Annotated in this window: 11 protein-coding genes; 3 read left to right on the top strand and 8 right to left on the bottom strand. The window is 64.0% G+C overall.

Annotation, left to right across the window (positions count from 1 at the left end; genetic code table 11):
• Positions 1 to 163: 163 nt before the first annotated feature.
• Positions 164 to 1,390, top strand: a complete 1,227-nt coding sequence (locus KIH75_RS01785; protein WP_219055102.1) for a THUMP-like domain-containing protein — start codon at positions 164 to 166, stop codon at positions 1,388 to 1,390.
• 7 nt (positions 1,391 to 1,397) lie between these two features.
• Here KIH75_RS01785 and KIH75_RS01780 read toward each other — a convergent pair whose 3' ends face one another.
• The gene (locus tag KIH75_RS01780; RefSeq protein WP_219055101.1) at positions 1,398 to 2,966 is read right to left on the bottom strand and encodes a S10 family peptidase; all 1,569 of its coding nucleotides are present in this window, start codon (positions 2,964 to 2,966) and stop codon (positions 1,398 to 1,400) included.
• 54 nt (positions 2,967 to 3,020) lie between these two features.
• A complete protein-coding gene (locus tag KIH75_RS01775; protein ID WP_219055100.1) occupies positions 3,021 to 3,425 on the bottom strand; it encodes a pyridoxamine 5'-phosphate oxidase family protein in 405 nt (134 codons plus the stop codon).
• A 268-nt stretch (positions 3,426 to 3,693) separates the two neighbouring features.
• Between KIH75_RS01775 and KIH75_RS01770 the strand changes: the two genes are divergently transcribed.
• Positions 3,694 to 4,779, top strand: coding sequence for a hypothetical protein (locus KIH75_RS01770; RefSeq protein WP_219055099.1), 1,086 nt, complete (start codon positions 3,694 to 3,696; stop codon positions 4,777 to 4,779).
• Between the two features lie 100 nt (positions 4,780 to 4,879).
• Here KIH75_RS01770 and KIH75_RS01765 read toward each other — a convergent pair whose 3' ends face one another.
• From KIH75_RS01765 to KIH75_RS01745, 5 genes are all read right to left on the bottom strand, one after another.
• A complete protein-coding gene (locus KIH75_RS01765) occupies positions 4,880 to 6,220 on the bottom strand; it encodes a chloride channel protein (protein ID WP_219055098.1) in 1,341 nt (446 codons plus the stop codon).
• A 176-nt stretch (positions 6,221 to 6,396) separates the two neighbouring features.
• The gene (locus tag KIH75_RS01760) at positions 6,397 to 8,064 is read right to left on the bottom strand and encodes a peptide ABC transporter substrate-binding protein (RefSeq protein WP_219055144.1); all 1,668 of its coding nucleotides are present in this window, start codon (positions 8,062 to 8,064) and stop codon (positions 6,397 to 6,399) included.
• A 303-nt stretch (positions 8,065 to 8,367) separates the two neighbouring features.
• Positions 8,368 to 8,880: a hypothetical protein gene (locus tag KIH75_RS01755; protein WP_219055097.1), complete on the bottom strand. Its 513-nt coding sequence runs from the start codon at positions 8,878 to 8,880 to the stop codon at positions 8,368 to 8,370.
• Between the two features lie 11 nt (positions 8,881 to 8,891).
• Positions 8,892 to 10,355, bottom strand: coding sequence for a C1 family peptidase (locus KIH75_RS01750; RefSeq protein ID WP_219055096.1), 1,464 nt, complete (start codon positions 10,353 to 10,355; stop codon positions 8,892 to 8,894).
• Positions 10,348 to 11,118 (bottom strand): MazG nucleotide pyrophosphohydrolase domain-containing protein, encoded by a 771-nt coding sequence (locus KIH75_RS01745; protein WP_219055095.1) that lies wholly within the window; start codon positions 11,116 to 11,118, stop codon positions 10,348 to 10,350. Before KIH75_RS01745 ends, KIH75_RS01750 begins: the two co-directional genes overlap by 8 nt.
• Positions 11,119 to 11,340: 222 nt before the next feature.
• Here KIH75_RS01745 and KIH75_RS01740 point away from each other — a divergent pair, with 222 nt between their 5' ends.
• Positions 11,341 to 12,249, top strand: coding sequence for a GmrSD restriction endonuclease domain-containing protein (locus KIH75_RS01740; protein WP_236027959.1), 909 nt, complete (start codon positions 11,341 to 11,343; stop codon positions 12,247 to 12,249).
• 156 nt (positions 12,250 to 12,405) lie between these two features.
• Here KIH75_RS01740 and KIH75_RS10190 read toward each other — a convergent pair whose 3' ends face one another.
• Positions 12,406 to 12,534 carry a hypothetical protein gene (locus KIH75_RS10190; RefSeq protein WP_274608075.1) on the bottom strand — a complete coding sequence of 43 codons (129 nt, stop codon included), beginning with the start codon at positions 12,532 to 12,534 and terminating at the stop codon, positions 12,406 to 12,408.
• Between the last annotated feature and the right edge of the window lie 116 nt (positions 12,535 to 12,650).

Below are 12,650 nucleotides of genomic sequence, written 5' to 3'. Positions count from 1 at the left end.
ACACTCTAGCCCCGGCCGCCCTGGCGTGCACAACGCACGCGGCACGGCACACGCGAGCCGCACGAGAACCGCACAAGAACCGGACGAGAACCGCACAAGAACCGGACGAGAACCGGACGCGGCCGAACGGAGCGCACATGCCGCCCCCTACAATGATGGGGTGATGAATGAAGAGACCCGTGCGTTCGTCGCGGCGCACCGTATGGAGAATGTCCGTGATCTGGCGCTGCACGCGAAGCGTTCCGAATCGGTTGATATGCCGTTGGCGCTCGACCAGATCGCCGGCTGGCAGACGGCCCGCACGAAGCTTCCCGAATGGGCCGCGTGCGATGGGGTGATCTACCCGCCGCACCTGTCGATGGAACAGTGTTCCTCGCAGGCGACCGCACGCTACAAGGCCTCGGTGGCCGAACGGATCATCGGCGCGGGCGCGGCCGAGAACGGGTCGATGGTCGACCTGACCGGCGGGTTCGGCGTCGACTTCTCCTATATGGCGCGTGGTTTCGCCCGCGCGACGTATGTGGAACGTCAGGCGAACCTGTGCGAACTGGCGGAGCATAATATGGCCGCGCTCGGCCTGGACCATGTGAACGTCGTGAACGACGAGGCGGAGCATGTCATCGCGTCGATGCCGCCCGCCACGCTTGTCTTCCTCGATCCGGCGCGCCGCGACGCGCATGGGGCGCGCACCTACGCCATCGCCGACTGCACGCCCGACGTGCTGGGGCTCATCGACGCGCTGCTGGCGAAGGCGCCGCATGTGATGGTCAAGCTCTCCCCCATGCTGGATTGGCATAAGACCGTGGAGGATTTCGACGGCCTGGTGCATGAGGTGCATATCGTCTCCGCCGGCGACGAATGCAAGGAACTGCTGCTGGTCATCGGCCGGGAACGTGTGGCCGCGCCGCGCATATTCTGCGTGGACGACGGGCGCATCGTGGATTATGCGATCGCGGATGACGTGCCGGCAAGCGCGGGTGCGGACGGGAGCGATCTTGCGAGCGCGAGGTTCCTGTATGAACCGAACGCCTCGATCATGAAGGCGGGTTGTTTCGGCCTGATCGAACGACGGTTCAGCGTGCGGCAGATCGCCCCGAACAGCCATCTGTTCGTCGGCGTCAGCCCCGTGCGCGACTTCCCCGGACGCTCGTTCGTCATCAAGGCGGTGTGCACGATGAACAAGCGCGAGCTGCGCCGGGCGCTCGACGGCGTGGCCAAGGCGAATATCGCGGTGCGCAACTTCCCGATGCCGGTCGCCGCCCTACGCAGGAAGCTCAAGCTCAAGGACGGCGGCGGCATCTACCTGTTCGCCACCACCTCGGCTTCGGGCGAGCATCTGCTGCTGCGCACCGGCAAAATGCCCGAAGCCGAAACCGAAGCCGAAGCCTGAGCGAAGCTCACATGACCTTGGGCGAAACGGTGACGCGTTCGTTCATCGCGGGCAGATCGGCCACATCGGCGGCGTAGAAGCGCGTCAGATCACGGGTGAACTTGGCGAGGTTCTCCGGCGAGGTGTACAGCATGTGCCCGGCCGTGTAATACGTGAACGCCACGTTGCCGCGCAGCGCCTTGGGCAGGCCGAGATGGTCGATGTCGTATTCGGTCTGGCCGAACGGCGTACACAGATCGTAATAGCCGTTGCCGAGCAGCACCTTCATGGTCGGATGGTGCACGATCGCCGTGGCCAGATCCGGGATCACGTTCGGGAACTGCAACGTCAGGCCTTCGATGTTCGGCGTATTCGCCGGCCAACGATGCCGCCACACCCAGGTCTTGCCCGGCTCGTCGCTCTCCCAGTCGATGTCGGCGAATCCCTTGCGCTCCGGCACGTCGCTCCAGCCGAGCTCGTCGCGCAGGTATGCGTTGCACAGGCTGAAATACGCGGGGTCGAGCCATGCGTCATCCACTTCGAAGGTCTCCTCGTCGTGCATGCGGTTCAGGTCGTAACCGGCCACGCGGCCGTCGTAGCGTCCTACAATCCTGTCTTCGCCGTGCAGCAGCGCCTTGCGGAACCTCGTGTCGAGCACGCGCAGGTCGGAATCGTACACGTACCGGGCTTTCAAGCCGGTCAGCTGCGCGTAGTGCTCTGCCACGTCGCGTTTGACGCCGTCATCCAGCGACGCACCCGCGGCGAGAGCCAAGCGCAGCGGCCCATTGGCGAATGCGCGGGCCGCCCGCACGTGCTCCTGCAGGCTCACACCCAGTCCGGCACGCTTGTGGTACCAGCCCACCGCCGCGTAGGACGGGAAATAGCCGATGAAGAACTGGTCGGACAACCCCATGCAATGGGAGTAGTCGAGGATGTTGGAGATGAGCGTGATGCCGTTGAGCGCCACGCCGTCCGCATGCAGCCTGAGTGCGAGCGCCGCCCCGCGCGTGGTGCCGTAGGATTCGCCGATGAGGTATTTGGGCGAGTTCCAACGGTGGTATTTGCTCAGGTAGGCGCGGATGAACGCGCTGAATCCCTTGACGTCGCCGTCCACGGACCACAGTTCGGGTTTGGCTTCGTCGAGGATCTGCGAGAAGCCCGTGCCCGGCGCGTCCACGAAGACCAGGTCGGAGACGGGCAGCAGGGTGCGCTCGTTGTCGATGAGCTTGTATGGCGCGGGCGGTACGGGGGCGGCGTCGGGGATGTCGATGCGCTTGGGCGAGATGGAACCCGTGAGCAGGAATGTGGTCGACGACCCGGGGCCGCCGTTGAACACGAAGGTGACGGGACGTTCCGGGTTCGTCTCGCCGGTGGACGGGTCGACCGCGTTGAATGCGGTGAAGAACACGCTGGCCGCCGGTTTGACTTTGGCGGTGTCGATGTGGATCGTGCCGACGGTGGCCTCGTAGTCGAGTTCGCCGCCGCCAAGGGTGATGGTGTGCCGCGTGGAGCGTTCCATCATGTCGGGCAGGGTGCGTTTGGCGGGCTTGCCGTCCGCGGTTGTGGTTCCGATGGACGGCGTGGCGGTTTCGTTCATGCTTGTCTCCGTTCCGTTTCGATTGGCGGGCGGCCTGCTCGGCGGGCCGGACGTTCAGTCCTTGCTGATGGTCGTGCCGGCGGTGGCGCCGGGGGTCAGGTCCTGGATCTCGGTGACTTCGAGCACCGGGATGACGGCGGGCTTCTTCGTGCCCCGTGCCTCGGCCACCTTCACCTGCTCCTCGTAGAGCGCGTCATCGTCGTGCAGGGTGACGGTGCCGCGGAAGCGGTAGCCCTTCTTCTGTTCGAGGTTCGCGAAGGCGATGACCAGCGGCGATCCGTCGCGCAGATCGCGCATGATCTGCCCCGCGGTGCGCTCGTGGTAGCCGATATGGTTGTCGTCGATCACGAAGGTGGACATCTTCGGCCCCAGATCGACCTGGCCCTGCGGCGAGACGGTGGCGACCCAGCCGAGGTTGTGTTCGATGAAGTCCTTCATTTCAGGGGTGATGGTTGCCATGGCGTTCCTTTCGTCGTTGAATCCGTGTTCCCAGCCTAGCCTGCTCCGGTTCGCGCCTCGCGGCCACGGGCTGTGACGCTGCTCACGTCGCCGTTTCCCATGCTACCGTCTCGACCTTGGGAGGGAGTCGGCCATACCCCCCTCTCATCCTCGGGAACGAGTCTGCGCGGCGCGCTCATCCCCCGGAATCATGGGGGTTTGCAAAGATTGCAAACCTTTCACGATTCTCTCGGTTTTCTCCCTATATCGGTGGCTATGGTCAAGTATCGTGAAGAAATTTTTCGAAGGCATATCCATATCTCAGATCATCGCGGGTTCGCTCGCGGCGGTCACATCGTTTTTTCTAGCAGGCAAAATCGGCATCGCCGGCTCCACCATCGGCGCGGCGGCCAGTTACATCATCTCGACGGTGGCGGGCAAGGTCTACCAGAACGTGCTGAAGGCTTCGGGCGAAAAGCTTCAGGCGGCCGGCACGCAAACGGATTCCGACAAGCAAAGTGATGCCGCCGGCGGCACGGCCGATACCGACAAAACCGACGGCAAGGGCACCGGCAGCGGCAAAACCACGGACTCGGGCGACGCCACGGATACCGGCGACGCCGATGCGGAGAAGACCACGGCGACGGATCAGACGGACGACACCGAACATCTGACCAAGGTCGAACAGCCGCGCAGCGTCGCGTCCAGCGGTGCGCTTTCCACCGGTTCCGGCAAGGACGGCGAGGTGCACACCTTCGCCCAGGTGCGTCATCACAACGTCAAGCGCATGGCCATCATCGTCTCGCTCATCAGTGGTCTGGTCGGCGTGGCGATCACCGCCGGCGTGGTGCTGCTGTTCACCCAGGGCAAGGGCACCGACACCGTGGTGCGTGACATGACCAACCGCTCCTCCGTCGTCGACAAGCCGAGCGACAGTTCCACGGACGGCAACCAGTATGGGACCGATGATTCGAACTCCTACGGGTACGGCACGGATTCCAAGAAGTACGGCAACGGCTCCACCGACGATTCCACCGGCACCGACTCCTCGAATTCCTCCAGCCAGAACGGCACCAAGCAGAATTCGAACTCCGGCAGCTCGACAAGCAAGAACAATTCCAGCAGCTCCACCGATTCGGGCAACAGCTCCAGCACCGGCGGCAACAGCAGCCAGAGCGGCGGGTCGAGCAGCACGGACACCGGCGGCAGCAGCTCGGGCAACTCCGGCAATTCCGGCAGTTCGAGCGGCTCGGGCAGCTCAAGCGGCTCGACGGATTCCTCGGGTTCGAACTCGGGCACGACATCCGGCACGGATTCCTCGGGTTCAAGCTCCGGTACCAGCGGCACCACGGGTTCCACGACCTCCGGCAACTGACATAGCCGACAGAACAACGGCCCCACGTTCGCAAAGAACGTGGGGCCGTTGCCGTATCCCGGTCGAGATCCACACTGACCAAGCCGCCATCAAACTGTGGTCAGGCTGTTCTGAGGCTTTCGAGCGGATGCCATGCCGCAAGCTTGGGCGAAAGCGTATTGCTCGCCAGACCGGCGACCGCCACCGCGCAACCCACGGGAACGAACAGGTTCAACGGCGCATCGGCCAGTTCCATCACCAGGCACATGGCCATCAGCGGCGCATGCTGCGAGGCGGAAAGCAATGCGCACGCGCCGATCAGAGCGTAGACGCCCAACGAATTGGTGTGGAATCCCATCATCCACAGCACGCCGAGCGTGGCGCCCATCGACGCGCCCAATGCGATGCCCGGCTGCAGCACGCCGCCGGAGGCGCCCGCGCGAATCGTGAGCAGCGTCACGATCGCCTTGGCCGCGAACGAGATCAGCAGCACCGGAATGAGCGCCAGCCCCGCCTTGCCGGAAAAGCTCAGTTGAGCGGTGGCACGGCCATTGCCCATGACCTGCGGCACCCAGATGGACACCACGCCGGTCAGCACACCGGCCAACGGCAGCGTCCACAGAATCGACGTGCCCGAGGACTGCTGCTTCTCGGCCCACGAGGAGCCCCGGCGGAACAGGGAGCCGCACACGCCGCACACCAGGCCGGCCAGCAGGGCGAACCCGATCAGATCCGAAGTGAACAGGCCGTCCACATGCCCGATGTTGTAGAACACGTGCGTGCCTTTGACCAACGACGCCGCCCATGATGCCAAGGCCGAACAGCCGAAGGCGAGCGAAACGGTTTCGAGGCTGATGTCGGCCAGCAGGATCTCCGTGGCGAAGAACGTGCCCGCAAGCGGCGCATTGTAGACGCCGGCGAGACCGGCGGCCGCGGTGATGGCCACCAGCATACGGGTGTCGCGCGGACCCAGACGCACCCATCGCGCGAAACGCTGGCCGAACAGCGCACCCAATTCACGCGGCGCGACCTCACGGCCGACCGACGCGCCCGTGCCGACGATGAAGATCTGCAGCAACACATGCACTACGGTCTGCCATGCCGGCATATGCTCGCCGTTCACGGCTTTCTTGACGGACGGCACCCGCTGCGCGCGCGTGCGCAACAGCCACCATGCGACCGCCGCGATGGACAATCCCACGACTACCGAAATCGCCCTTCTGAGGGCGGGCACGTTGAACGGACCGGGTTCGCCGTCATCCTCCACATACCCCAACGCCACATGCTCCACGCCGTACAGCATCAGCGTGAGCAGTCCGGCCGCCACGCCGATCAGCACGCCGATGACCGCCACCGCGACGATCAGCGAGGCGAGCCTGCCGAATCTTGGGGTATCGTCGTCGCCCTTACCTTGCGCCGCAAGCGCTTCTTCCTTGGCGTTCGCACGTTCCATCGCTGCCATTCGCCCATCCGCTCCCGATTCTCGGTTTCCTTTGCCGAATCCCCATCGTTCCACGCCGATGGGACGCGGGGCCGGCATTCACCGCACGGCCCATCCGCCCACGGCGAACGGCACGCGAATACGGCGGCGCCCCGGCACAGCCATGCAGGCCGCGCCGGGGCGCCGTTCGGAAAGGCTCACGACTTGGTGATGTTCACATAGTCGGGCACGCCCATGTAGTTGAAATCGACGTTCACCTGCTTTCCGGAAGCGGCGGTGACGTTGCGGTACCACAGCGGGATCACGGGTAGATCCTTGAGCAGCACCTTCTCCGCGTTCCGGTAGATGCCCACCGCCTTGTCCAGATCGGGCTGGGAGGCGGCCTGGTCGATCAGCGCGTCGAATTCGGCGCTTTTGTAATCGCCGTTGTTCAGGCCCTTGCCGTCGGCCTGCGAGGAATCATAGCCTTGCGCCAAGTAGCCTTCCGGATGCGGGTAGTCGGATTGCAGGCCGGATTTGAAGGCGGCCTGCACGGTGCGCTCGTTGATCGCGGTGCTCAGTTCCTTCGACGTGGAGAACGGGTACGATTCGACGCTAATGCCCAGCACGTTCGCGATGGAGTTCACCGTGGCGTCGACCCATTCCTTGTCGCTCGCGTCCGCGCCGTAGGCGATGCGGAAGCTGCCGCTCCACGGGGAGATCGCGTCGGCCTTCTTCCACAGTTCGCGCGCCTTGTCCGCGTCGTAGGCGAGCACGCCGTCCGTGTCGAGCTTCGTGCTGTACCCCTTGATCACGGGCGCGAGGAAATCGGTGGCCGGCGTAACGGTGCCGCGGAAGATGGCCTTGGCTATGGCGGCGCGGTCGATGGCATGGCTGATGGCCTCACGGCGCAGCTTGCCCTCCTCGCCTTGGAAATGCTTCAGGCTTTGCGGGATGGTGAACGATGCGAACGAGGGGCCGCGCCTGTTCACGGCCTTGATCCGTTCCTCCTTGCGGTAGCTGGACAGCGCCACGGTCGGAATGCTGTCGAGCACGTCCAAGTTGCCCGCGATCAGATCGGAGTAGGCGGCGTTCAGGCTCTGGTACACGCGGAAGTCGATGCCGCTGTTCTTCGCCTTGCGCGGCCCGCCGTACGAGGTGTTGCGTTCCAGTTCGATGTCTTCGTTCGTCGTCCAGGACTTGAGCTTGTACGGGCCGTTGCCGACCGGCTTCTTCCCGTAGGCTTCCGAATCCTTGATCGCCTTGGCGGTGATCGGCAGGAACGCGATGTCGCCCACCTTGTAGGGGAACGAGGAATCCGGCCGGTTGAGTTCGACCTTCAACGTGGTGTCGTTCACGACGTGCAGGCCGGAAAGCTGGGCGCTCTTGTCGCCCTTCGCGTTCTGCAGCTCGTCGTACCCCTTGATGGTGGCGAAGGTGGAGGCGCCGACCTGACCGTTGGCCGCATTGGCCGCGAACGACCATGATTTGGCGTAGGTGGACGCGGTGATTTTCTCGCCGTCGCTGAACCTCAGGCCCGGTTTGAGGGTGATGGTGTATTCGGTGGCGTTCTTGTTGGGCGTGATGCTTTTCGCCTCGACGTATTCGAGGTCGCCGGAATCGCTGAAGGTGACGAGCCCGTCGTAGATCAGGGAGACGATGCGCCAACCGGCCATGTCGTTGGTGTTGCTCGGGATCAACCCCTTGGTGGGTTCGGTGCCGTTCACCGTAATGACCGAATCGCGTGCGCCTTGCGAATCCGAGGCGCTGCCCGCGGAACCGCAACCGGCCAGCATCGCCAGTGCGCAGCAGGCCGCCGCGACCGTCGTCGCGAGTCGCCGCGTCCGCTTCGCGATGGTTTTGGATGCGCTGCCGGCATCTGGCATGTGAATCATGGTTGCCGCCTTTCGTTCCGGTGTTCCGGCCGCGCGCCTGCGCCGAATGCCGCGCGTATCGATACGTCACGCATCATGCCGCGATAGTGGCCGGATGTTCGTGGTTCCAATGGGTGTCTTCCGATGCGTCCGATGCCCGGAACCGCAGGGTCGCGTGGCGTCGGAGGCGAGCCCGGCGAGGGAATCGCGGGCACTGTTGCTGTACAGAGTAATGGTTTTCGTCTAGAACACGCGGATATCGCTATACGCGAAACCTTGACAAAGTCATTAATGCCGTGAAGAGCGGCGGGGCGTTCACTCCCCCGCCATATCCGTCCTGCCCACCGTACCGGTTCCATTCGTCACGGCGGATTCGAGAATCCGGTAGGCGGCGCGGTACTTCTCCACACGCCGCAGATCCACCTCGCGCACCACGGGAAGCCTGTCGAGATTCATATTGTCCCGCAGATCGCTCATCTTGACCTCGCGGGCAAGCACGGCCGCGCGGGCGAGCATGGGGTCGGCTGATCCGCAGGCCGCGGCGATGCGCCGGATGTAGGTCATGTAATCGTCGCCATCGCGGCGCGTGTCCAGTTCGACGGCCATGACCACGGTTTCGGGAAACCCAAGCGAACGCAGTTCCTCGGCCGTGGTGGCGGTGTCTTCCAGCAGGTCGTGCAGCCACGCGGCGACCTTCGCCTCGGGTGCCGAACACCCCGCGGACACCCGCGCGGGATGCCGCCAGTATGGTGCCCCGCCCTTATCCACCTGCCCGGCGTGACGGGAGCGGGCCAGCTCCTCGGCCCGCTCCAGCAACGTCTGTTCCATGCCGTATCCGTTCAGCGGGCGCGTTTGGTGAGCGGCTCCCACGGTTCGAGTTCGATCGGCTCGGTGCCGAGCACCGCGCGTGTGGCCTCGTCGAGGTATTCCTTGCGGATGATGATCTCGGTCACGTAACGGTCGAACCATGCGCCGGAAGCGACATAGTAGCCGTCTTCGCCATTGTCCTTGCCCCAGCTGTTCTCGACCTTCCAACGGTCGGGCTTGCCGTCCTCACCGAGGTTCACGCCGGTGAAGGTCATGGCATGGTTGCTCGGGCTGTCGCCGTATTCGAGTCCCTGCGCCTTGTCGAAGGTGAAGTCGGTGCCGAACAGCTGGTCGACGCGCACGGTGTCGCGGTCGAAGTAGCCGGCGCCGCGCAGCGCGAACTGCGTGCAGTCGCAGGCGAACCAGATCGGGTGGCCCGCCGCGATCTGGTCGACGGCGGCCTTCCGGAACACGTCGAGGGGCACGTTCACGAATTCCATGTCGCCGGCCTCGGCCACGTTCGCGGTGAAGCGGATGCGGTAGCGCTTGTTGAACGGGCGGCTCGCCATCGGCACGTTGCACAGCGTGACCAGGTCGTTCACGTCGACCGGCACGTATTTGCGGTAGAACTCCATCGGGGTGATGCCGAATTCGCGGATCTGCCCGCGCTCGTCCTTGCCGCTCTTCGGGGCGGCGGCATCGTTTTTCGCGTCCTTCGCGTCCTTGGAGTCCTTCGCGTCGCCCTTCTTATCGTCCTTCTTCGCGTCGTCGTTCACGCGGGCGAGGAAGTCGAAGCGTTCCGGTGGCTCGCCGAGCGAGATCGCGCAGATGCGGTACACGGTCGACATGTCCTCGTTCTTGATCGCGCGCAGCTGTTCCATCGTCGCCCCGGCGGCGTGACGGTCGCGCAGATCGGCGGCGAATTCGCGCAGCTTGGAGTTCAGATACTGCTTGAACGCGTCGGAATCCTTGGAGTTCGCGGACTCCGGGTACGCGGATTTCGGCACCAGACCGTACTTGTTCACCAGCGCGGCGAACATCTGCCACCAGCCGCCGTCATCGGCCGGTCCGTAGTTGATCTCCTGGAAGATGCGGCTGTCGGTCGACTCGTCGATGGTGGTCAACACGTTCTCCAGATACGTGTTCGACTTTTCCATCGCGTCCCAGAAGAACAGGTAGGTTTCGGAGAATTCGAAATCGTCGAGGTTCCAGCGGTGCATCACCTCATAGCGCAACGTGTTGAGCGCGGCGAACATCCAGCAGCGGCCGGAACGGCGCTGGTTCGTGATCGATCCCTGCTTAAGTTCGATGGAGAAGTCGCGCGGCAGCGAGCGCGTGCCCTTGTAATCGGTGGCGGCGGCCAGTACGCCGGTGGAGACGGCGGCGTTCGCGGCGACGAGGTTCGCCCGGTCGGCGTTGAATTCCTCGGCGTAGCGTCTGATCAGCTGCGGGTCGAGGGCTGCAGCGGCTTCAGTGTGTTCGGTGGATTCAGTCATGTGCTTGTTCCTTCTCCTTCTCCATGGTTGTGATGGCGGTTTCGATGTCGCGCAGGCGGCAGCGCAGGTCCGTTTCGATGTCCACGCCGTCGCGGCGGGCGCGGCGGATGACGTCGATGATCTCGTCCGCGTACCGGTGGTCGTGCGTCGCGTCGGTTGCCGTGCCGGGCTCGAATGCGCGTTCCAGCCGTTCGCGGTCCGGCGATTTGCTGACGCGCGAGACGACTTTCGCGGCGCGGGGCAGGGCGCCTTGGGCGTGCGAGATGCCTTCGAGCACGGAGCTGCGGCGTTTCTCCTTCTGCTTCATCTTCTCCCACAGCGCGAGCGTATCCTCGGCGCTTGCCGGCTTGTCCGGGGCGGCATCGTCGTCGCCCGAGGTGAAGACGTGCGGATGGCGGGTGATGAGCTTGTCCACCAAGCGGTCGCATACCTCGTCGATGTCGAACGGATCGGCCGGATCATGCGAGCACACCTGCGCTTGGAACACGGATTGCAGCAGGGTGTCGCCAAGTTCCTCGCGCATGTTGTCGCGGTCCCCCGTTTCGACGGCGTCGATGTATTCGTAGGTTTCCTCCAGCAGGGGTTTGAGCAGTGTTTCGTTCGTCTGCTCGCCGTCCCAGGGGCATCCGCCCGGCTCGTTGAGGATGCGCACGATGGCCTTGACTCGGTCGAGTGCGCTGGTCGCCTGTACCACCGGCGCGAGTTTCGGGCAGTGCTCGAAGCCTTCCGGCAGTGCGTAATCGTCATGTGCTGCTTCGGTCATACCTGCCGATTGTGGTCGCACGGGCAGACGCGCGGCGTGCGGTCGCGCACATGCGAATCGCCCGCCCATGCTCCTATGATGACGTGTTGGTTCCTATCCGCTTAAAAGGCGTGGAAAAAAGATATGAAGGAAACGAGGAGTCACATGCATCTCGCATCGTCACGCGTCCGCCCGTTCGCCACGGCGTGCGCGGTATTGCTGTCCGCCTGCCTGGCCGCGGGCATGGCGGCCGATCCGGCGCTGGCCGCGCAGCCTACGGACAATACCGGCGCAGGCCAGGCCGCCACAGCCGTGCTGGATACGCTGGAGGTCAAGGGCCGCGCACCGAAGACGGGTTACAAGCGCACGCAGTTCGGCAAGGCATGGTCCGATGTGGATCATAACGGCTGCGATACCCGCAACGACATTCTCAGCCGTGACCTGTCCGGCGTGAAGTACAAGTTCGGTACGCATAGCTGCGTGGTGAAGTCCGGCACGTTGCAGGATCCGTACACCGGCAAGACCATCAAGTTCAAGCGGGGGCAGAAGACCTCCACCGCCGTGCAGATCGACCATGTGGTCGCGTTGAGCGACGCCTGGCAGAAGGGCGCGCAGAAGCTCAGCAAGGCCACGCGCACCGAACTGGCGAACGATCCGTACAATCTGCTGGCCGTGCAGGGCAAGGCCAACCAGCAGAAGTCCGATGGCGATGCCGCGACGTGGCTGCCGTCGAACAAGGCGTTCCGTTGCGAGTATGTGGCCAGGCAGATTGGCGTGAAGCACAAGTATTCGCTGTGGGTCACCTCTTCGGAGAAGGCCGCGATGAACCGTGTGCTCGCCTCCTGCCCCACCCAGACGATTCCCGATTACACGGGTGTGAAGGAATCCTCGCAGCAGGCGCAGACCGACACGTCCACGCAGGAGAGCACGCAGGAGAATACGCAGTCGCAGACCCAGTCGCAGGAGGATACGCAATCCCAGTCGCAGTCGACGGCTCCCGCCCCCACCACAACACAGCAGGATTCCGGTTCGAGCGTCTATTACAAGAACTGCACGGCGGCGAGAGCGGCCGGCGTGGCGCCGATCTACCAGGGTCAGCCCGGTTATCGCGCGGCGCTTGACCGCGACCGCGACGGCGTCGCCTGCGAGTAAGCGAACCTCACGCCGCAAGCCTTACGGCAATAAAAAAAAACGGACCCCATCGTCCGTTTCCTCATCATCAAGCCATATGGTCGTTCGTCTTCGAATGGTCGTATGGCTTTCTTCATACCCGGCCCGCCATGCACCCGCATGGCCCGGTTCCGGTGTTCATCGCCTGGACATGCCTTCCAGCGCCTCCACCATGGATTCGCTGTAGCCTGCCTCGCCGATGGCGTTCATGCCGCTGACCTCCAGACCGCGCTTGATGGCGGAGAACAGCTTGCTTGTCATGGTCATGATCGTTTCCTTTCCTTCTGGCGATACCGATGGTGATACCGGTGATGTGCGGCGCGGATGTTCACCGCGTCAGCTCGCATCATACAATCAGGAAAAGACTTTTAGAAAATCACTTT

Origin of the sequence: Bifidobacterium pongonis (assembly GCF_019331805.1) — a bacterium.
Taxonomy (GTDB): domain Bacteria; phylum Actinomycetota; class Actinomycetes; order Actinomycetales; family Bifidobacteriaceae; genus Bifidobacterium; species Bifidobacterium pongonis.
This window is presented reverse-complemented; position numbering and strand designations above follow the sequence as displayed.

Coding starts and splice junctions, on each gene's coding strand:
- KIH75_RS01750 (WP_219055096.1), bottom strand. CDS start 10,355: ATGACTGAATCCACCGAACACACTGAAGCCGCTGCAGCCCTCGACCCG.
- KIH75_RS01765 (WP_219055098.1), bottom strand. CDS start 6,220: ATGGCAGCGATGGAACGTGCGAACGCCAAGGAAGAAGCGCTTGCGGCG.
- KIH75_RS01755 (WP_219055097.1), bottom strand. CDS start 8,880: ATGGAACAGACGTTGCTGGAGCGGGCCGAGGAGCTGGCCCGCTCCCGT.
- KIH75_RS10190 (WP_274608075.1), bottom strand. CDS start 12,534: ATGACCATGACAAGCAAGCTGTTCTCCGCCATCAAGCGCGGTCTGGAG.
- KIH75_RS01775 (WP_219055100.1), bottom strand. CDS start 3,425: ATGGCAACCATCACCCCTGAAATGAAGGACTTCATCGAACACAACCTC.
- KIH75_RS01745 (WP_219055095.1), bottom strand. CDS start 11,118: ATGACCGAAGCAGCACATGACGATTACGCACTGCCGGAAGGCTTCGAG.
- KIH75_RS01780 (WP_219055101.1), bottom strand. CDS start 2,966: ATGAACGAAACCGCCACGCCGTCCATCGGAACCACAACCGCGGACGGC.
- KIH75_RS01760 (WP_219055144.1), bottom strand. CDS start 8,064: ATGCCAGATGCCGGCAGCGCATCCAAAACCATCGCGAAGCGGACGCGG.
- KIH75_RS01740 (WP_236027959.1), top strand. CDS start 11,341: ATGGCGGCCGATCCGGCGCTGGCCGCGCAGCCTACGGACAATACCGGC.
- KIH75_RS01785 (WP_219055102.1), top strand. CDS start 164: ATGAATGAAGAGACCCGTGCGTTCGTCGCGGCGCACCGTATGGAGAAT.